This window comes from Devosia sp. (genome assembly GCF_035944845.1).
Lineage (GTDB): Bacteria > Pseudomonadota > Alphaproteobacteria > Rhizobiales > Devosiaceae > Devosia_A.
Genome location: NZ_DASZAW010000082.1, coordinates 1 through 19,505, shown reverse-complemented (window position 1 = coordinate 19,505; position 19,505 = coordinate 1). Strand labels below are relative to the sequence as shown.

Here is a 19,505-nt window from a genome sequence, read left to right as displayed (position 1 = left end):
CCTCGCCGGGTGATGGACGAGCCACGCCCCAACTTCCTGAATGTGTCGAGATCCGCCCTGGGCCGCGCCTGGGTGGATCGGCTGAACCCCGCGGCGGCGCGCACAGCCGCCGCCATCGGCCAACGCACCGAGCTTTCGGAGATCCTCGCCCGCATCGTCGCGGGGCGCGGTGTCGATGTCGACGCAGCGGTGACTTACCTGCAGCCGACCATCCGAGAGCTGATGCCCGATCCCTCGACGCTCGCCGGCATGGATGCGCTGGCCGAACGGCTGGCCCGAGCCATCACCGACAATGAGCCGGTGGCGCTGTTCGGCGATTATGACGTCGACGGCGCTTGCTCCTGCGCGCTGATGACGCGCTATCTCAAGCATTTCGGGCTCGACCCGCAGGTCCACATCCCCGATCGCATCTTCGAGGGCTATGGCCCCAACACCACGGCCATCGACAAGCTGGTCGACGGTGGGGCCAGACTGTTGATCACCCTCGACTGCGGCACCACCAGCGACGGGCCGATTGCCCATGCGCGCGAACGCGGGCTCGATGTGCTGGTGATCGATCACCACCTGTCCGATGCAGACCTGCCGCCCGCCAACGCGCTGGTGAACCCCAACCGCCCCGACGACATCTCCGGCCTCGGCTACCTCTGCGCCGCCGGGGTCACCTTCATGGTGCTGGTGGCGACCAATCGGCTGCTGAAACAACGCGGCGATACCGGGCTGCCCAACCTGATGACCATGATCGACCTCGTGGCGTTGGCAACGGTCTGCGATGTGGTGCCGCTCAAGGGCCTGAACCGCGCCTTCGTCGCACGCGGCCTCGAGGTGGCGCGGACTGGCTCCAATCGCGGCATCGGCGCCCTGGCGCTGGCGGCGCGCCTCTCCGGTCCGCTCAACGCGTATCATCTCGGTTACCTGATCGGTCCGCGTATCAATGCCGGCGGCCGCATCGGCGACGCGGCACTGGGCACCCGGCTACTGTCGCTCGATGACGAGCAGCAGGCGCTGATGATCGCCGCGCAGCTCAATGAACTCAACAGCGAGCGCCAGCGCATCGAGGTCGAGGCGGTGGAGGAGGCGGCGCGCGCGGCCGAAGCCGAGATCGGCGGCGGCGAAGGCCCCCCGGTGCTGGTGCTGGCTTCGGCCAACTGGCACCCGGGCGTGGTTGGCCTGATCGCCGCGCGGCTGCGCGAGCGCTTCGAACGTCCGACCTTTGCCATCGCGCTCGCGCCTGACGGCTCGGGCACCGGCTCCGGTCGCTCCATGCCGGGCGTCGACCTTGGCAGCTCGGTGATCGAGGCGGTGGAACTCGGGCTCGCCGCCAAGGGTGGCGGCCACGCCATGGCGGCCGGCGTGACGCTGAAGCCGGGCCAGCTCGGGCCGTTCCGCGCTCATGTCACCGACCGGCTCGGCAGCAGCGTCAGCGAGGCGCGGGCGCTCACCGCGCTCGAGATCGACGCGGCGATGACGGCGCGCGGCGCCAACCCGCAGTTCGTGCATGAAATCGAGCGGGCAGGGCCCTTCGGCGCCGGCAGCCCACAACCGGTCTTCGCCTTTCCGGCGCACAAGGCGAAGTTCGCCGAGATCGTCGGCACCGGCGGACATGTGAAGTTCACCCTCACCTCGGACGACGGTGCGCGACTCAAGGCCATCGCCTTCCGCGCCGCGACCACCGCGCTCGGCGAAGCGCTGCTGAGCGCCGGCAACGACACGCCGCAGCACTTGGCGGGCACCCTCTCGATCGACCACTGGCAGGGCCGCGAAGAGGTGCAGTTTCGCTTGCTGGATGTGGCCTGCCCCGGCGAACGCTAGCCCCGCTGTCAGGCTTCTGTCAGGGTTGAAAGTCATGCTTGCATATCCACTTATGACGACTAAAGTGCTGCCCTAATTCACGGGGAGCCCCGTTGCTCGGTCTCGCAAATGTGCCCGACCCCGCACCGGCGCTGGTTTGGCTGCTCGGCGGAGCGGACCGTAGTCTGGAATGTTGCGTCATGGATAAGCTTGCGGTTGAAACGAGGGCAGCGTCGCCCACGCCGTGGACCCATCTGCTCTCGACCGTTGCGGCCTTTCTTGGAAAGCGGTTGATCGGGCGCCCCAAGCATGGGGCTGTCACCATCACCTTCCCCAACGGCAAGGTCCGCACCTTCGGGGATCCCGCCACCGGGGTGCACGCGCGGTTGACGCTGCACAATTTCAAAGTGCTGCAGAAGACCCTGCAGCGCGGCACCGTCGGGTTCGCGCAGGCCTATATCGACGGCGACGTCGAGATCGAGGATCTGACGGGGCTGTTCCGCTATTTCCTGCAGAACCGCGATGTGCTCGATAGCGGCGAGAACTCCTGGTACGGCCGGGCCGCCCAGGACATCACCTACCACCTGAGCCGGCACAACTCGAAAGAGGGGTCCAAGAAGAACATTTCCGAGCACTATGACCTCGGTAACGACTTCTATGCCGAATGGCTCGACCCCTCGATGACCTACTCCTCGGCGATCTTCACGTCCGACGACCAGTCGCTCACCGACGCGCAGCACACCAAATACCGCCGGGTCGCCGAGATGGCCGGGGTCAAGGCGGGCCATCGGGTGCTCGAGATCGGTTGCGGCTGGGGCGGCTTCGCCGAAACTGCCGCCAAGGATTTCGGCGCCGAGGTCTACGGCATCACGTTGTCGGCCGAGCAGCTGAAATACGCCAATGAGCGCCTCGAGCGGCAGGGGCTCGACAAGCTCGCCACCATGCATTTCGAGGATTATCGCGATACCCGGGGCGATTTCGATCATGTCGCCTCGATCGAGATGATCGAGGCTGTCGGCGAAGAGCACTGGCCGAGCTATTTCAAGACCGTGCACGACCGGCTGAAGCCTGGTGGCACCGCGGCGATCCAGGCCATCACCATCAGCGAGCAGGATTTCCACGACTACCGGGCGCGCCCCGATTTCATCCAGCGCTTCATTTTCCCCGGTGGCATGCTGCTGACCAAGACCGCAATGCAGGAGCAGGGCGATAAGGTCGGGCTGATCCTCGAGAACGTCGAGACCTTCAGGTTGAGCTACGCCAGGACGCTGAAGCTCTGGCGCGAGCGCTTCCTCGACCGCTGGAACGACATCAAGAAGCTCGGCTACACCGAAGAATTCCGCCGCAAGTGGGTCTACTATCTCAGCTATTGCGAAGCGGGCTTCTTCGAGGGCTCGATCGACGTCGGCATCTACCAGTACCGGCGGCCGGCCTGAGCACAGTCTTCGCGCAAACTCTCTTCACACCCGGTGGGGGCGCTGACTAGCGTCCGCCCTTGCCATTTCCCACCAGCGTCTCGCGATAGAACCGCAGCACCGCCTCGGCATCGACGCCGACTGCAATGGTCTGGCTCGGCCGATTGTCCCAGGCACCCGGCGGATAGCTCCGGCCATCCGGTTTGATGATGGTCTGCCCGGTGGCGATGCCCTCGGTGACGACCCGGATGGCGCCCGTCTCGGTCTCGTAGAACTCCGGATGCAGCGCCAGCGCCACGGCGCTCGAATCGTGCACGTAGAAGCCGTCGAGCCCGGCGCTCTCGCGGTGGAAGTTCTGATAGAACGCCGAGATGGCGCGAACGAACGCCCCGTCCTCACCGGCGGCGGCAGCGAGCTCGGCCACATAGGCTTCCGTCATCACCGTCGCCTGCGTCACGTCGAGCCCCGCGATGGCAATTGGCCACGCCGCACCGAACACGATGTCGGCGGCGTCCGGGTCGCCCCAGATATTGGCTTCGGCGACCGGCGTGACGTTGCCGGTATGGCCATTGCGGCCGAAGGCACCGCCCATCACCACGATCTGCTTGACCAGCCCGACGATCTCGGGCGCTTCACGCATGGCGCGCTCGAGGTTGGTCATCCGGCCCACGGCAATGATGGTGACCTCGCCCGGATTGGCCTTCACCAGGTCGATGATCAACTGGTGCGCCGGGCGGGGGTCGGCGGTGGCGGCAATCTCAGGCAGGTCGATATCGCCGAGCCCGTTCATGCCGTGCACGAAGGTCGGCGGCGCATCCGGTTCGCCCACCAGCGGCGCGCCCGCGCCCTCAGCCACCGGCGCGGCAAAGTCGAGCTTCTGTTTGAGGTAGAGCGCGTTGCGCGTGGTCGTCGCGATGTCGGCATTGCCGAACACCGTGGTAACGCCGATGAGCTCGATCCGCTGGTGGCGGGCGAGGAGGAGCAGGGCCATGGCGTCGTCAACGCCGGGGTCGGTATCGTAGATGACTTTGAGTGTTTGCATGTCCGACATCATGCATGCCGCCGCACGCCGCGCCAGTCTTGGCGTGACGTTGCCCAATACTTGGGTGGGTCGGCTTCATCATGTAAGGCTGTGGGCAGTCGCGGCTCAGTTCGCTCGCGTTAGTTGCACGTTTGAAGTGTTCGGCGCCTCCGGGGGCAAGGTCTCGTGCGCCCCTAAGCTTGCATCCGCCCAATTTGAGCCCATCTTTGCATAAAATGTGCGACGCCTAGTGCTCTCGTTCCGACTACGCACTTGTGCGAAACTCATTCCAGATGACGGAATGGCACCAGAATCGGTGCTAACGGTTCCGTGAACAGCAGGGGTGACCACTAGATGGCCAAGGCGCTCTACCTCGTGATTCAGAGCCGCGACAACTGGTGGGTCGATTTCGAAGGCAAGGCACACGGTCCGTTTCCCTCCCGCTCCAACGCCGCCCTCGAAGCCCAGTCGCTGGCCCGTTTCCAGGCCCATAGCGGTCGCGAAGCCGAAGTGCTGGTACCCGACGAGCAGGGCCGCTACTGGGTCGTCTGGTCGAGCCTCTCCGACAATGGCCGAACCTTCAGCCCGTATCGAGTGGCGAGCTAAGCGCGCGCTTACCGTCGACCACCGGGTCATTCCCGCGAAAGCGGGAACCTCTGTTTCCGTGCCCGAGGCACCATTGCAAACGGAGTTCTCCGCTTTCGCGGAGATGACATCCAGCGTGGGGATAGTTCGTAGCCGACGACGCAGCTACCTAATCAGCTTCCGCGGCACCTTGCGGACAAAGATTTCCTCGTGCCCATCCTCGTGCGCCCGGGTCATCCGGTGCACACCGTCGAGGATCAGCCAACGGCCCTTCAATCGGGTGATCTCGATCGGGAACACCAGGCTGGCCGCCCGCACCCGGCGATATTCTTTGTCGTAGCGGTAGGGCGAACGCAGCACCTGGCGCGGCGTCAGCGCATAGCGGTGCCCGTCGAGTTCCCACACTGGCACATCCAGGTGCCAGAGCAGCTTGTCGATGGGAAACGCCTCGGTCGGCAGGTCCAGCGCCCACAGCGCCTCGACATCCCAGTCGAAGGCGTACCAGTACTCTTGGATGGCTGGCGGCAGCTCGATCACATTACGGTCTCGCATTGGCTGCTAAGCCATAGCATCGATTGATGAAACCCGCGTGACTCGCCCCACGCGGCCGAAACATGACTTGACTAATCAGCATAGCGCGCTGATAGGTGACCCAAACTATCAACATATCCGGGTCCCTCACGATGTCCCTCAAGACGCTCGCCGCGACAGCCTTTGCGACATTTCTGCTCTCGGTGCCGGGCGCCGCTTTCGCTGACGCCTGGACCTATGCCGACGGCTCGGGAAACACCGTGACGGTGGATCACGTGCCGACCCGGATCATCGCCAGCCAGGACGCGGCGGCCGGTCTGATCCCGCTCGGCATCCGCCCGGTCGGCATCTACGTCGATAGCGTCGTCGCCGAAGCGAAGGCGCTCGAAGGGCTGGACCTTACCGGGATCGAGATCATCGGCGAAGCCTGGGGCGAGGTCAGCGTCGAGAAGGCCGCGGCGCTGAAGCCGGACCTCATCGTCGGCGAGTGGTGGCCGCTCGACAAGACCTGGAGCGGCGGCGCCGACGTGGTCAACGCGCTGAAGCCGCTGGCGCCGATCACCGGCCCGAAGCAGGGCGCGTCGATCGTTACGCTGATCGAGGATTACGAGAAGCTGGCCCAGAGCCTCGGCGCCGATCTCGCGGCCCCTGGGATCGCTGCCGACAAGGCGGCTTTCGAGGCGGCGCGCGACAAGTTCAAGGCAGCCGTCGCGGCCAAGCCCGATCTCACGGCGCTTGCCGTCTGGGCCGGCACCGATGCCCTCTATGTCGCTGCCACCGAAGGCTCATCCGAGCTGATGGACTTTGCCTCCTGGGGACTCAAGCTGATCGATCCGGTGATTGCGGACGATCGCGGCTACTGGGAGACGCTGAGCTGGGAGAATGCCGACAAGTACCAGCCCGATCTGATCCTCGTCGACAACCGGTCCAAGGCCACCATCGAGACCGCCAGGGCCCAGGCGACCTGGACGACGCTGCGCGCCGCCGCTGCAGGTCAGGTGACCGACTGGCCGGCATTCTGGCTGCGCAACTACGCTGCCTATGCCCGCGAGCTCGATAAGCTCACCGCTGCGATCGACGCCGCCAACGTCAGCATCGGCGACTGAGGCCTTGCCGCCGAGCGCCACATCGGCGACCGGCTTGTCGCCGGCTGCGCGCGCCGGCGGCTTTCTGCTGCTGGCGCTGGCGCTTGTCGCCGTGCTGGTGCTGTCCATCACCGTCGGCGCCCGCCCGATCGCCTTGGGTGACATCTGGAACGCCCTCACGGCGTTCGATCCGACGCAGACCAACCACAAGATCATCCTCGACCTGCGCCTGCCGCGTACCCTCGTCGGGCTGCTGGTCGGCGCGGCACTTGGACTTTCCGGCGCCATCCTGCAAGGCGCGACACGCAACCCGCTTGCCGATCCAGGGATCCTCGGCATCAATGCCGGTGCAACGCTCTGCGTGGTGCTCGGTATCTCGGTGTTCGGCATTACCCAGCTCTCGGGCTATGTCTGGCTGGCCTTTCTCGGGGCAGGGGCAGCGATGCTGGTGGTCTACCTCGTCGCCTCGCTCGGGCGCGAGGGCGCGACACCGGTAAAGCTGGCGCTGGCGGGTGCGGCGGTCACGGCGGCGCTCACCTCGGTCACCTCGGCCATCCTCATCACCAATGTCGAGACCCTCGACCAGATCCGCTTCTGGCAAGTCGGGGCGCTCACCGGCCGCACCACCGATATCCTGCTGCAGGTCGCGCCGTTCATCCTTGCCGGCATCGTGCTGGCGCTGCTGACCTCGCGCATCCTCGACGGACTCGCATTGGGCGACGACGTTGCCCGCGGCCTTGGTCTCAAGGTACAGCGCGGCCGCGCCATGGTCGGCTTTGCCGCGGTGATCCTTGCCGGCGCCGCCACCGCCGCGGCCGGCCCGATTGCCTTTGTCGGGCTTACCGTGCCGCACCTGGCCCGTGCCTTCACCGGTCCGAACTACCGCTGGATCCTGCCCTATTCGATGCTGCTGGCACCCATGCTGCTGCTTGGCGCCGATATTGTCGGCCGCATCATCGTGCCGCCGGGCGAGTTGCAGGTCGGCATCGTCACTGCGGCGCTCGGGGCACCGTTCTTCATCGCGCTGGTGCGGCGCAGGAAGCTGGCCGAGCTATGAGCGCCACCCAGAGCTTTGCGCCCGTGGGCGCGGTGGTAGCAGTGCGCAAGCGCCTGGCGCGCCGTTATGGCCTCGTGGTGCTTGGCCTCACAGTGTTGTCGCTGGCTGTGGCAAGCCTCTCGATGTCGATCGGCGATTACCCGCTGCCGCTGGTCGACGTCATCGCCTCGCTGCTGTCACCGTTCACGGGCAACACGGATGCGGCCAACGATTTCATCGTGCTCGGCGTCCGCCTGCCGCGCGTCATGGCCGGACTGCTGTCGGGCGCCGCGTTTGGCCTCTCCGGCATCATCTTCCAGACCATCCTCCGCAACCCGCTCGCCAGCCCCGATATCGTCGGCATCACCACCGGCGCCAGCGCCGCGGCTGTGCTGGCGATCATCATCTTCAAATGGTCCGGCCTCGGCGTCTCGATCATGGCCTGCGGCGGCGCCGTGCTGACGGCGCTGCTGATCTACGGCCTCGCCTGGCGCAACGGCGTCACGCCCTATCGGCTGGTGCTGATCGGCATCGGCATGGCGGCGCTGGCCGGGGCGGTGGTCTCGTACCTCTTCACTCGCGCCCGCATCATGGAAGTCCAGGAAGCGCTGAGTTGGCTGACCGGCAGCCTCAACGGCTCAACCTTTGAGAACCTCACCCCACTCGCCGTTTCCCTTCTGCTGCTGGTCCCGCTGGCGGCCTTCCTGTCGCGCGCCCTGCGCACCCTGCAGATGGGCGATGACGCCGCGACTGCGCTCGGCACTCGGGTCGAGTTCTCCCGCCTCGGGTTGATCCTCGTCGCGGTGCTGCTGGCGGCATTCGCCACGGCAGCCGTCGGCCCGGTATCGTTCGTCGCCTTCGTCGCCGGCCCGATCGCGCGACGCCTGCTCGGCCCCTCCGGCAACGCGCTGCTGCCGGCGGCTCTGGTCGGCGGGCTTGTCACCAATGCCGCCGATTTCGTCGCCCAGCACCTGCTCGGCCGCAACCAATTGCCGGTCGGCGTCGTCACCGGCGCGCTCGGCGCCGTGTTCCTCATCTACCTGCTCGCTGCCGCCCATCGTTCGGGCCGTGGCGGCTGATCGGAGGCCTCAGATGTCAGTCAACCACCAGCTTTCGGCCACCGACCTGACCCTCGGCTATGGCGATCGCACCATCGTCGACAAGCTGAGCATCGATATCCCGCCGGGCAAATTCACCGTCATCGTTGGCGCCAATGCCTGCGGCAAGTCCACCTTGCTGCGCGGCCTGGCGCGGCTGCTCACCCCGAGTGCCGGCACCGTCTATCTCGATGGACGTGCCATCCACCAGATGCCGACCCGCGAGGTGGCGACCCTGCTCGGCGTTCTGCCGCAGACTCCGGTGGCGCCCGACGGCATCACCGTCGCCGACCTTGTCGGCCGCGGCCGCTATCCGCACCAGGGCTGGTTCCGTCAATGGGTCGCCGCCGACGATGCCGCGGTGGCCACCGCGCTGCAGGCGACCGATACGCTCGACCTCGCCGGTCGGGCGGTAGACGAACTCTCCGGCGGCCAGCGCCAGCGCGTCTGGATCGCCATGGCGCTGGCGCAGGAAACCGAACTGCTGTTGCTCGATGAGCCCACCACCTTCCTCGACATCAACCACCAGGTCGAAGTGCTGGACCTGTTGACCGATCTGGTGCAGCAGCGCGGCCGCACGGTGGTCGCTGTGCTGCACGACCTCAACCTCGCCTGCCGTTATGCCGACCACATCGTCGCCATGCGCGACGGCAAGGTCGCCGCATCCGGTGCGCCGGCCGACGTGGTTACGACGGCTTTGGTGAAATCGGTGTTCGGCATGGACGCAGAGGTTTGTGACGACCCGGTGTCGCACAGCCCGATGATCGTGCCGGTCGGCAGGCACCGGGTAAAGCCGCGGCTGAAGGCGGCGGCGGAGTAGGGGGTGACTGATAGAGACGGCCCCATCCCGGCCTCCCCCACAAAGGGGGAGGTGAAGAGTCGAGGCTCTGTCTTCGATCGTGCCAAAAGCACTGGCAGGGCACCTCCCCCTTTATGGGGGAGGCTGGGAGGGGGCCGTCTCTCTCAGTCTGCTTGGCCCCGCAAAAACGCCACCACGACCGGCGCAACTGCCTCCGGCGCCGGCCCGTGTCCTTGCCCCGGCAGGGTCCTCCGCCCGGCCCCGAGCACCTTGGCGACCGCGTCCGCCCCGCCCGCCATGAACGGGAAGCTGGCGTCGCCATCCACCACCAGCACCGGCTGGGTGACCTTGTTCCAGCGCTCAGTCGTCGCCAGCCCGCCTTCGACGGCTTCTTTCCCCATGCAGAGCGCGTCGTACTCGATGGTGTGGCCAACCGGCTCGAGCATCGGCCAGAACGGGCTCTTCTTCATCGCTTCCACCTGCTCGGCCGGCATGTGGATGGAGGCTGTGAAGAAATAGGTCAGCGCCCCGGCCTTGTCGCCGGCCGCGCGGAACGCCGCCAACTTCTCGAAATAGTCGCGAGGCGGTGGCGTCCAGCTGTCGTCGACCACGTAGGGCGGCTCGTAGAGTACGAGTTTTTCCACCGGCAGCCCCGCCTGCGCTGCTTCGAGCGCCAGAGCGCAGCCCGACGACGCGCCATAGAGCGAAGCCTGCCCGCCGGCCACCTCGATCAGCGCTGCGATATCCTCGACCTCGCGCGCCACCGCATAGGGCAGGGTGTCGCCGCTTTCGCCGCGGCCGCGGCGATCATAGTTGATCACGCTGAAGCCGGCCTCCGCCAGCAGCCGCGCCAGTTCCGACGTCTGCTGGTCGATGGCGCGATATTGCGTGGCGCCGGCGATGAGAATGACGGCCGGGCCGGCGCCGATTTTGTCGTAGCCGATAACGGTCCCGTCCGTGGAAACGGTGGTGCTCAAGGCAAGTCTCCCGATGATGTGGTTAGTCCCGGCGCTCGTCGTGCCGGGCGAGGAACTCGCGCACGGCGTCCCAGAACAGCGGTTTGTTGACGGCCTCGTGGCCGACATTGGCGATGATGGCGAGCTCACCGGCCCCAAGGTGTCGGTAGAGCCGGTCGGCTTCCTCTATGCCGCCGAGGTGATCGCGGTCGCCCATGATCACCAGCGTCGGCGCCGAGATCGCCGCCAGCTGGCGCTCGCTGTAGTTGGGCAGGGTGAGCCATAGCTCCGAGATCTGGCTGAGGAACGCCTTCCAGTAATCCGGACCATAGTGATGCATGTGCGTCACCTTGATCTGTTCGAAGTACGGCCCGTACTCCGCCGCGACGCGCTCGAAATCGACCTTGCCCGGGGCCGGAAATCCCCAGCCGTGGAGGCCTTCGAGATAGGCCTCGGTCGGGCGGCTGAGCGTGCCGCCAAGCACCAGCGCTCCTGCCTTGCCCGGATGCCGCAGCCCGAACTCCAGCGCCGTCTGGCCGCCGTCGCTGTAGCCGATGATCAGCGGGCGCCTCAGCCCGAGCGCCGCGATGAAGCCGGCGACATCGTCGGCGAACTGCGCGTAGCTCATCTTTTGCGCGGGGTTGTTGGTCTTGCCGTGGCCCCGGGTGTCGAGTGCAAAGACGCGGTAGCGGTCGGCCAGCCGCGGCATCGCCTCGCCCCAGGAGTCGGCCGTTGCCGTTCCTCCGTGCAGCAGCAGCAGCGGCTGCCCGCGGCCTTCCTCGAGGTAATGCACCTCGAAGTTGCCGATCATCACGCTGTGCGACTTGGCGCTCATTGCTCGTCGAGCCACTTTCCCATCAGGTCGATCAGGTAGTTGGTGCCGGCCTCGCGGTCGGCCATCTTGTCGAGGCCATCGAGGAAGGCGCCGTCTTCCTTCACCACCATGCGGGTGCCGTCCCCGTCGGGAAACAGTTCGATCGTCGCCAGCGACACCGAGATGCGGTCGCCGTTCTTCAGCATCTCGTAGGTGTAGATGATGCGGTTATCGGGCACGATGTCACGATAGGTAACATCGAACACATAGGTGTCGCCGCCCATCTCGGCCTCGTTGAACTCACGGCCGCCGACGCGGAAATCCATGACGTCCTTCGGCTTGTCGGGGCTCGGCGAGCCGAACCACTGGCGCTTGAACTCGGGGTTGGACCAGGCGGAATACACCTTGCTCGGCGCGTGCTTGTACTTGCGTTCGACGGTGAAGCTGCCATGGGCGATGGAACGTTCGGGCATTTGGCTATCCTCTTTCTAGGCCTGGTTGATGACGTTGAATTCGAGGTGGGTGACGCCGGGCGACGCCGCGACCACCCGGATACGGGCGAGCTCGATGTGAGCGTCGCCAAGCTTGTCGAACAGCCGCGTGCCACCACCCAGCAGCACGCTGACCACCTGGATGCGCAGCAGGTCGGCAAGGCCGGCCCGCAGCACCTGTTGTGCAGCGGAAGCCCCCATGACCACGACATCCTTGTTGCCCGCCGCGGCCTTCGCCTGGCGCACTGCGCTCTCGACACCATCGGTGACGAAGCGGAAGCTGGCGCTCTTCATCTGCTGCTCGGGTCTGGGGTTGTGGGTGAGGACGAATGACGGCACGGGGTAGGGGGTGTCGTTCCAGTGCTGCAACCCGACATCATAGGTACGGCGCCCGACGACCACTGCGCCGACGGTCTTGAACGCGAGATCGATCTCAGCCGCGTCGTCGGCCTCGCTGCTGCTGAAACTGCCATCGCCCGCCTTGGTGCCGCTGCCGGCAAACATCCACTCGTGCAGCCGCTCGCCGCCGATCCCCATGCCATCCCGGCTGGAGACGTTCGGCCCGGCGACATAGCCGTCGAGCGACATCGAGAAACTCAACACCACCTTGGTCATCACCTTCTCCTGTTTCGACGGGCAAACCTCTCCCGTTGCCGAAAACGCTGTCTCCGGCTCATCGTCTCCGCTCTGTCGTCGAGTGACGCGTTACTTGGCCGGCTTGTCCGGATCGCTCGGCAGCGCGTCGAGGAACGCCCCCAGCCGATCCAGCCTGTGCTCCCAGCCGATGCGCCGATCATTGATCCACTTCTCGGCCATGCTCAGCGCTCCCGTGTCGATGGTGCAGGTCCGCACCCGTCCCACCTTCTGCGTCGTCACCAGCCCGCTCTGTTCCAGCACCTGAAGGTGCTGCACGATGGCAGGCAGGCTCATCTTGAACGGCTCGGCCAGCTCGCTGACCGACGCGGACCCTCGGCTCAGTCGTTCGATCATCCGCCGCCTGGTGGGGTCGGCCAATGCCTGGAACATGAGATCGAGGGGCTCTGTCTCTTGGTTAAGCATGATCTTAAGTATCGCGGCGCAGTGACGCTGTCAATACCTAAGTGAATGCTTAAGTGATCAGTTGGCGGAGATGCTCACGGCCTGAACGGTCCAGGCGCTGGGCGGCTGGTCATCGATGCGCATGACCGTAATCAGCTTGGGCGGTCCGCTCAACTGACCGAAATAGCTGGCAAAAGCCGAGTCGGCCGCATCGCGGCCGATACCGATCCGCATGATGCCGTCGATCGGGCAGAGCCGCGTCGCGTCGAACAGGTACCAGCGATCCCCGAGATAAGCCTCGAACACGGCGTGAAAATCCTGCGGGATCAGATCGAGCGCATAGGCTGAGACAAATCGCGCAGGGATGCCCAGCGCCCGGGCGAACGTGATGCCGAGATGCGCGAAGTCACGGCAGACGCCGGCGCGCAGCGTAAAAGTGTCGTAGGCCGACGTGCTGACGTCGCTGGAGCCTTCGAGATAGTCGACATTCTCGAAAATCCAGTTGCAGATCGCCGTCACCTTTTCGTGGCCGTTGGCGATGTCGCCGAATGTGCGCCAGGCGAACCGCCCGAGTTTGTCCGACTGGCAGTAGCGCGATGGCGACAGGTGGCCGAATACGTCGAATGGCAATTCCGCGACGGGTACCTGTGCGATCTGGCCGGGCTCGCCGACGAATGGCATCGTCTCGATATCGGCCGTGTAGCTGATCTGGTGTTGGCCGGCCGGCAACACCATGCGTCGATAGCGATTGCCCGTCTCGGGCACCACATGCGCATCCGTCGGCACGCCGCTCGAAATGCTGAAACGCTCGGCGAGAACATTCTGGCCGGCATTGCGCTGTGCCTCGACATTGAGGATCAGCGTCGTATCGGCCACCACGTCGTATTGCAGGCTGCAGCTTACGGAGAACTTCATCGCACCATCCAGTTGTACGCGCCTCAATTCGGGGCAGGGCGGGAAGTTCCACGGAACCCCTGCGACAGTTCAGCTGTTCTGACCGAGGGGCAACGGAACGGAAGCGGCGATGACTGTACTGAGAGTGCGCCATACCACGACGTACAGCTACGCACGGCCTGTGCGCTTTGGCCAGCACCGGGTGCTGTTCCGCCCGCGCGACAGCCACGACCAGCGGCTGCTGAGTTCGGCGATCAGAGTGTCGCCGGACGCGGAGCTGCATTGGATCCACGACGTGTTCGGCAACTGCATCACCGTCGCAGAATTCGGCGGGGAGGCGGCCGAACTGCGCTTCGAGACCGATATCGTGCTGGACCACACGCCACTGACTGTCCCACGCTTCAAGACCGAGGAGCGGGCCAAGTCGTGGCCGTTCGAATATGACGCCGAGACGCTGCCGGACCTTGCGCCATACATGCGGCAGCATCACCAGGCGTCGGAGGTCGAGGCATTTGCCAGGAAGTTCGCGCATTCCGGCGTGGTGATGGAAACCGGACACCTGCTGATGACCATGACCGCCGGCATCCGCGAGAGTTTCAAGTACTCCCGCCGCACCGACCCTGGCACGCAGCTGCCGCTACAGACGCTGACGACCGGCACCGGCACCTGCCGCGACTTCGCGCTGCTGATGATCGAGGCTTGCCGCAGTCTCGGTTTCGCCGCGCGTTTCGTGACCGGCTATATCTACGTGCCGTCGCGGGATTCGGGCATGGTGATGCGCGGCGGTGGCGCCACCCATGCCTGGGTGCAGGTGTTCCTCCCCGGCGCCGGTTGGGTCGAGTTCGACCCGACCAACGGCATCATCGGCAACAAGGACCTGATCCGGGTTGGCGTGGCGCGGGAGCCGCGCCAGGCCAAACCGCTCAGCGGCAGCTTCATCGGCGACCGCGCGGATTATCTCGGCATGGACGTACAGGTGCACGTTACCGCCGATGGCGGACGTCACAAAGTGCAGGTCGAGGCAGAGGCAGCTGGGCGGCGGCTGCGTCAGGCGAATGCAGCCAGCGTTGCCCGACAGAATTAGCCTTCCGGACCATTGCGCAGGCGGACCAAGTCGTTACACCTCGGGGCCGCAGCAATCGGACTTCGGGAGAGAGCGACAATGGCCGGCAGCGTCAGGTGGGGGATTTTGGCAACCGGCTGGATTGCCGAGCAGTTCGTAAAAGACCTGAACCAGCACGGCCACAAGGTGACCGCCGTCGGCTCGCGTAGCCAGGCGAACGCCCAAAGGTTTGCGTCCGAGGTCGGCATCGCCACGGCGCATGGCAGCTACGAAGCGCTCTGCGCCGATCCCGATGTCGATGCGATCTACGTGGCGACACCGCATCCGATGCATGCCGACAATGCCAGATTGGCGCTCAATCACGGCAAGCACGTGCTTATCGAGAAGGCCTTCACCGTCAACGCCCGGGAAGCGCAGGAGCTCGTCGATCTCGGCGCCGGCAAGGGCCTCGTCGTGCTCGAAGCGATGTGGACCCGTTTCCTGCCGCATATGCTGCGCATCCGCGAGATCGTCCGCTCGGGCATCCTCGGCGAGATCCGCTCGGTGGTTGCCGATCACACGCAGGACCTGTCGGATGACCCGGCACACCGGCTCAACGCGCTCGAGCTCGGTGGCGGGGCGCTGCTCGATCTGGGCATCTACCCGATTTCGTTCACCTTCGATGTGCTCGGCGCGCCCAAGACCATCGTCGCCACCGCGCGGCTCAAACAGACCGGAGCGGATGGCACGGTCGCGACGATGTTCACCTACGAGTCCGGCGCCATCGCGCTGACCCTCTCCGGCAGCGACACCGCCGGGCGCAACATCGCGACCATTCACGGCACCGAAGGTCGCATCGAGATCGACAAGGTCTGGTACACCCCCACCAGCTTCCGCCGCTACGACGCCAGCAACAGCGTGGTCGAAGAGTACGTCTCGAAGGTCGAGGGCCGTGGCATGCAGTACCAGGCTGCCGAACTGGAACGTCTCGTCGCCGAAAAGCAGACCGCCGGCACCATCCTGTCGCCCAGCGAGAGCGTCGCCATCATGGCCTGCCTCGACACCATCCGGCAGCAGATCGGGCTCAAATACCCGACCGAGTGATCCGCCTTTTGCCTGTTCGATCTCATATTCGGAGGAAACTGATGAAGTATCGCTATCTCGGCCGCAGCGGCCTGTTGGTCTCGCGCCTCTGCCTCGGCACCATGACGTTCGGCAATTCGCAGTGGGGCTGCGACCAGGAGACCTCGAGCGCCATCGTCAAACGCTTCGTCGAAGGCGGTGGCAACTTCATCGACACCGCCAACGGCTACTCCGGCGGCGCCTCGGAGACGATGCTTGGCGTGGCGCTCAAGGATTTCAGCCGTGACCAGCTGGTGATCGCCACCAAATGCTGGTTCCCGGCCGACCCGGCGGTCACCTCGCGCGGGCTGAACCGCAAGCACATCGTCGAGGCCTGCGAGAAGAGCCTGAAGCGGCTCGATACCGACTATATCGACCTCTACCAGTTCCACGGTCCCGACCCCTACACTCCGATCGAGGAGAGCCTGCGCGCCGCCGACGACCTGATCCGCGCCGGCAAGATCCGCTATCTCGGCTGCTCGAACTTTTATGGCTGGCAGATCGCCAAGGCAAACGGCGTCGCGGCGCTCAAGGGGTATGAGCCGCTGGTTTCGGCTCAGCACCTCTACAACCTCGTGCGCCGGGACATCGAGCGCGAGATCCTGCCGGCCTGCGATGACCAGGGCCTCGGCATGATCTGCTGGAGCCCGCTCGCTGCCGGCATGCTCACCGGCAAGTATCGGGGAGAGGACAAGCCCGACGAGAAATCGCGCATCGGTCAGCAGGCGGCGATCACCCTGCCGCGCTACTGGTTCGAGGATTCGCTGAAGATGATCGACAAGGTCGTCGAAGTGGCAGGCCGCCTTGGCCGCACCCCGAGCCAGGTGGCGCTCAGCTGGCTGCTCGGCGATCCGAGGGTTACCGCCGCCATCATCGGCGCCCGCCGCGTCGACCAGGTCGCCGAAAACCTCGACGCCGGCGATCTCGACCTGCCGGCCGAGGTGCGCCAGGAACTCACCGACGCCATGCCGCTGAAGCTCGGCTACCCCTATGAGTGGATGAGCACCAACCTGCCGGGCACCTTCGGCAAGGCGGAACTGGAACCGACTCACACGCAGCGCCTGCCGTAACCCCCTCCCGCGGTGCGGGGCAATCGCGTGCCGCGGGATAGTTTGGTGCGCGCAGAGCACCCCCACCCTGTCCCTCCCCCGCAAGGGGGAGGAGACCAAAACACCGGCGCCAGTGTTAGCGTCTCCCTCCCCTTTGCGGGGAGGGGACAGGGGTGGGGGTACTCTTCAACACCGGCTCATCAGTTTCGTTGTCGCGGCATGGCGCTGCTTCAGTCCCAGTCCGGCTCCCCCGCAAACCGGTGCCCGCTGATCCAGTCCTGATCCAGCTCCACTCCGAGCCCCGGCGCCATCGACACCTGCATCTTGCCGTCCCGCACCTGCAGCGGATTGGGCGACGCCCACGCGAGACCGTCCGCCCGTCGGGTGCATTCGATGCGCGGGCAGTTGAAGACCGACGCCGCCAGTTGCTGGCTCGCCGCGTTCATCAGCAGCCCGCTGACATTGTGCAGCGTGATCGGCGTGCGATAGAGCGCCGCGAGATCGGCAATCTTCTTGGTGCCGGTGATGCCGCCCGAGCTGATGATGTCGGGCTGCAGGCAATCGACCGCTTGGGCTTGGAGGAACGGCAGCGCTCCCTCCGGCAACTCGATGTTCTCGCCGGTCATGATCGGGATGGTGGTCGAGCGCCGCAATGCCAGCCAGTTCTCCGAAAACCCTGGTTGCAGCGGGTCCTCGTAGTAGATCGGCTTGATCGCTTCCACGGCCTCGGCCACCCCAATGGCGCTCGGGGTATCGAGCTCGTTATGGCAGTGGACGATGATGTCGATCTCGTCGCCCAGGTGCTCGCGCGCCAGCTCGTAGGAGCGGCCTATCTTCTTGATTTCGCCCGGCGACAGGCTCGGAACATATTCCTGCATCTCGATGCCGATGGCGTCGTGGATGTCGACCTTGAAGGTCCTGAACCCGTGCGGATCGGATTTGAGGTCGGCCGCCGCGTCGGCCCAGGCGCCCGCATCGGTCAGGTCGAAATGCGGGCAGTGCGAGTAGAGCTCGAGCTCAGTGCGGAACGCCCCGCCGAGCAGCTTGTGCACCGGCTGCTGCAGCAGCTTGCCGGCAAGGTCCCACAGCGCCATGTCGATCCCGGAGCAGATCATGATATGCGCCGGGCGCTGCCGATAGGCGTAGAACAGGTTGTGGTGGTGCGCCCCGATATCGAGCGGGTCCTTGCCGATCAGCTGCAAATGCGGCAGCCGTGCGCCGCCTTCGGCATGGGTGCTGAGCGCCGCCCGCACCAGGTCGCCATCGAGGTCGCCGCACTCGCCATAGCCGGAAATGCCGGCATCGGTATCGATGCGGATGAGGCAGAAGCCGCTATCGAGCCGCAACGCCTTGATCGCGGTGATCCGCGCCTGTCCGCGATCCCGCTCCGCCAGATGGCCCATAGTCGACATCAACACTCCCCTCCGTTTTGCCGCTCTCTATAGCGGGGCAGGGGGTCACGGTGAAGTGAGGCGGCGCGGGCGCGGCCTGATCAACTCCGCTTTGCGAATTCCGCCTTCATCGTTCCCGCCAGGTCTTCGGCAGGGTCCCACTCGATGCCCGGTTGCGTGCAGAGGGCAGTTGCATTGCCGCCCAGCCACTGCTCGTAGCCACCGGTCTGCAGTGTCGCAAACGGCAACCACATGGTTCCCGTTTCAGGCGTCACCCGCGCCTCGCCGCACAGCAGTAACTGCCGACCACCATCAGCATTGGCGATGCTGCCGACGCGGACCGCGCGGAAGTCGGTCGGCGGCGGCGACTGGTGGGCGCGAAAGTCGGCGACCGAAGCGGCAACGAGTTCGTCTACCGTCGCCGGGGAGGAGACGGGCTGCGCTTGCGCCAGCAGCAGGGCCGCTACGGCCAGTACTTTGAACATCTGCAATCCTCCAAACGGCCGGAGCGGCTGGTCGCGCGGCTAGTTCCTCGACGCCTTCTGCGTCCACATGCCGAGCCGATTGGTCACGGCCACCAGGAAGGAAATCGACCACCCGACCATGATGATGCCGCTGAGCCCCTCGAGCGAAGCGAAGAACTGCCACGGCTCCTCGGTCTGCACCACGCCGCCACCGATCGTCGTGAACGTCGCCGCCGAAAAGTAGAGCGCCGTGTGCACCGAGCCGATCGCCCCCGTCACCACATAGATGGCCGCGTAGATCGCGATCTGCATGAGGTGCAGCACGAACAGCAGATAGACCACCAGCCCCATGATGGTGATCTGCCACGTCTGCGCCATCCCCTCCGGCCGTGCACTCAGCCGGCTCACCAGCCGCGAGATCAGGCTGAGGCCCGCAATTTGGATCAGCACAGCGGCGGTGAGGCCGACGGCCAGCCAGCCGAGTTGCAACAGAATGAGATCGGTCACAGAGCCCTCCGGGGACGATAGTGTCCATTGCTGCACAGGATAGCGAAGCCGAACAGAGCTGTCCGCGACGAATGCCGAAGGCATACGCCGAGCCAAGTGACTTGGATGAAGAAGTGAATTGGCGCGCCCAAGGGGAATCGAACCCCTGTTCCCGCCGTGAGAGGGCGGTGTCCTGACCGCTAGACGATGGGCGCGGAGGAACTCTTTATCGGCGATGAGCGCCGTACCGTCAACCACCGGCCCATGAGGGGAAAGTGGCGCGCCCTAGGGGAGTCGAACCCCTCTCTGCACCGTGAAAGGGTGCCGTCCTAACCGATAGACGAAGGGCGCCGCGGTGGCGTCCGTATAGGGAGGTTCATTCGGGCTGGCAAGGGTGTTTT

General features: G+C 65.6%; 21 protein-coding genes and 2 tRNA genes. 10 read left to right on the top strand and 13 right to left on the bottom strand.

Annotated elements, in window-relative coordinates; genetic code table 11:
- The first annotated feature begins 12 nt into the window (after nt 1–12).
- A complete protein-coding gene (recJ, locus tag VGV07_RS16305) occupies nt 13–1,809 on the top strand; it encodes a single-stranded-DNA-specific exonuclease RecJ (protein ID WP_326869780.1) in 1,797 nt (598 codons plus the stop codon).
- Between the two features lie 179 nt (nt 1,810–1,988).
- A complete protein-coding gene (locus tag VGV07_RS16300) occupies nt 1,989–3,224 on the top strand; it encodes a cyclopropane-fatty-acyl-phospholipid synthase family protein (RefSeq protein WP_326869779.1) in 1,236 nt (411 codons plus the stop codon).
- A gap of 46 nt (nt 3,225–3,270) precedes the next feature.
- Here the strand turns inward: VGV07_RS16300 and VGV07_RS16295 are convergent, their stop codons facing one another.
- A complete protein-coding gene (locus VGV07_RS16295; protein ID WP_414649968.1) occupies nt 3,271–4,254 on the bottom strand; it encodes a nucleoside hydrolase in 984 nt (327 codons plus the stop codon).
- A 324-nt stretch (nt 4,255–4,578) separates the two neighbouring features.
- Between VGV07_RS16295 and VGV07_RS16290 the strand changes: the two genes are divergently transcribed.
- Nucleotides 4,579–4,830, top strand: a complete 252-nt coding sequence (locus VGV07_RS16290) for a hypothetical protein (RefSeq protein ID WP_055878813.1) — start codon at nt 4,579–4,581, stop codon at nt 4,828–4,830.
- A 144-nt stretch (nt 4,831–4,974) separates the two neighbouring features.
- Here VGV07_RS16290 and VGV07_RS16285 read toward each other — a convergent pair whose 3' ends face one another.
- Nucleotides 4,975–5,361: a hypothetical protein gene (locus VGV07_RS16285; RefSeq protein ID WP_326869777.1), complete on the bottom strand. Its 387-nt coding sequence runs from the start codon at nt 5,359–5,361 to the stop codon at nt 4,975–4,977.
- A 131-nt stretch (nt 5,362–5,492) separates the two neighbouring features.
- Here VGV07_RS16285 and VGV07_RS16280 point away from each other — a divergent pair, with 131 nt between their 5' ends.
- From VGV07_RS16280 to VGV07_RS16265, 4 genes are read left to right on the top strand one after another with little or no spacing between them, the layout of a single operon-like run.
- Nucleotides 5,493–6,446: an ABC transporter substrate-binding protein gene (locus VGV07_RS16280; RefSeq protein WP_326869776.1), complete on the top strand. Its 954-nt coding sequence runs from the start codon at nt 5,493–5,495 to the stop codon at nt 6,444–6,446.
- A gap of 34 nt (nt 6,447–6,480) precedes the next feature.
- Nucleotides 6,481–7,482: a FecCD family ABC transporter permease gene (locus VGV07_RS16275; RefSeq protein WP_326869775.1), complete on the top strand. Its 1,002-nt coding sequence runs from the start codon at nt 6,481–6,483 to the stop codon at nt 7,480–7,482.
- Nucleotides 7,479–8,540 carry a FecCD family ABC transporter permease gene (locus tag VGV07_RS16270; RefSeq protein WP_326869774.1) on the top strand — a complete coding sequence of 354 codons (1,062 nt, stop codon included), beginning with the start codon at nt 7,479–7,481 and terminating at the stop codon, nt 8,538–8,540. Before VGV07_RS16275 ends, VGV07_RS16270 begins: the two co-directional genes overlap by 4 nt.
- A 13-nt stretch (nt 8,541–8,553) precedes the next feature.
- Nucleotides 8,554–9,378 (top strand): ABC transporter ATP-binding protein, encoded by an 825-nt coding sequence (locus tag VGV07_RS16265; RefSeq protein WP_326869773.1) that lies wholly within the window; start codon nt 8,554–8,556, stop codon nt 9,376–9,378.
- Between the two features lie 143 nt (nt 9,379–9,521).
- Here the strand turns inward: VGV07_RS16265 and VGV07_RS16260 are convergent, their stop codons facing one another.
- From VGV07_RS16260 to VGV07_RS16235, 6 genes are all read right to left on the bottom strand, one after another.
- Nucleotides 9,522–10,334: an alpha/beta fold hydrolase gene (locus VGV07_RS16260; protein WP_326869772.1), complete on the bottom strand. Its 813-nt coding sequence runs from the start codon at nt 10,332–10,334 to the stop codon at nt 9,522–9,524.
- Between the two features lie 22 nt (nt 10,335–10,356).
- On the bottom strand, nt 10,357–11,148 hold the full coding sequence (locus VGV07_RS16255; RefSeq protein WP_326869771.1) for an alpha/beta hydrolase: 792 nt from the start codon (nt 11,146–11,148) through the stop codon (nt 10,357–10,359).
- Nucleotides 11,145–11,600, bottom strand: a complete 456-nt coding sequence (locus VGV07_RS16250) for an SRPBCC family protein (RefSeq protein ID WP_326869770.1) — start codon at nt 11,598–11,600, stop codon at nt 11,145–11,147. Before VGV07_RS16250 ends, VGV07_RS16255 begins: the two co-directional genes overlap by 4 nt.
- Nucleotides 11,601–11,615: 15 nt before the next feature.
- The gene (locus VGV07_RS16245) at nt 11,616–12,233 is read right to left on the bottom strand and encodes a dihydrofolate reductase family protein (protein WP_326869769.1); all 618 of its coding nucleotides are present in this window, start codon (nt 12,231–12,233) and stop codon (nt 11,616–11,618) included.
- A 90-nt stretch (nt 12,234–12,323) separates the two neighbouring features.
- Nucleotides 12,324–12,644 carry an ArsR/SmtB family transcription factor gene (locus VGV07_RS16240; RefSeq protein ID WP_414649967.1) on the bottom strand — a complete coding sequence of 107 codons (321 nt, stop codon included), beginning with the start codon at nt 12,642–12,644 and terminating at the stop codon, nt 12,324–12,326.
- 90 nt (nt 12,645–12,734) lie between these two features.
- Nucleotides 12,735–13,571, bottom strand: a complete 837-nt coding sequence (locus VGV07_RS16235; RefSeq protein ID WP_326869767.1) for a transglutaminase family protein — start codon at nt 13,569–13,571, stop codon at nt 12,735–12,737.
- Nucleotides 13,572–13,680: 109 nt separating this feature from the next.
- On the opposite strand from VGV07_RS16235, the gene VGV07_RS16230 reads away from it, so the two are divergent.
- From VGV07_RS16230 to VGV07_RS16220, 3 genes are all read left to right on the top strand, one after another.
- On the top strand, nt 13,681–14,634 hold the full coding sequence (locus tag VGV07_RS16230; RefSeq protein ID WP_326869766.1) for a transglutaminase family protein: 954 nt from the start codon (nt 13,681–13,683) through the stop codon (nt 14,632–14,634).
- 78 nt (nt 14,635–14,712) lie between these two features.
- Complete coding sequence (locus VGV07_RS16225; protein ID WP_326869765.1) at nt 14,713–15,696, top strand: Gfo/Idh/MocA family oxidoreductase; 984 nt, start codon at nt 14,713–14,715, stop codon at nt 15,694–15,696.
- 41 nt (nt 15,697–15,737) lie between these two features.
- Nucleotides 15,738–16,784: an aldo/keto reductase gene (locus tag VGV07_RS16220; protein ID WP_326869764.1), complete on the top strand. Its 1,047-nt coding sequence runs from the start codon at nt 15,738–15,740 to the stop codon at nt 16,782–16,784.
- A 209-nt stretch (nt 16,785–16,993) separates the two neighbouring features.
- On the opposite strand, the gene VGV07_RS16215 is transcribed toward VGV07_RS16220, so the two are convergent.
- From VGV07_RS16215 to VGV07_RS16195, 5 genes are all read right to left on the bottom strand, one after another.
- Entirely contained in the window at nt 16,994–18,175 is a 1,182-nt protein-coding gene (locus VGV07_RS16215) for a mandelate racemase/muconate lactonizing enzyme family protein (protein ID WP_326869763.1), read from the bottom strand.
- An 80-nt stretch (nt 18,176–18,255) separates the two neighbouring features.
- A complete protein-coding gene (locus VGV07_RS16210) occupies nt 18,256–18,639 on the bottom strand; it encodes a hypothetical protein (RefSeq protein ID WP_326869762.1) in 384 nt (127 codons plus the stop codon).
- A 39-nt stretch (nt 18,640–18,678) separates the two neighbouring features.
- Nucleotides 18,679–19,125 (bottom strand): ion channel, encoded by a 447-nt coding sequence (locus tag VGV07_RS16205; protein ID WP_326869761.1) that lies wholly within the window; start codon nt 19,123–19,125, stop codon nt 18,679–18,681.
- A 119-nt stretch (nt 19,126–19,244) separates the two neighbouring features.
- Nucleotides 19,245–19,319 (bottom strand) — tRNA-Glu (locus VGV07_RS16200).
- Between the two features lie 61 nt (nt 19,320–19,380).
- A tRNA-Glu gene (locus tag VGV07_RS16195) sits at nt 19,381–19,455 on the bottom strand.
- Nucleotides 19,456–19,505 lie beyond the last annotated feature (50 nt).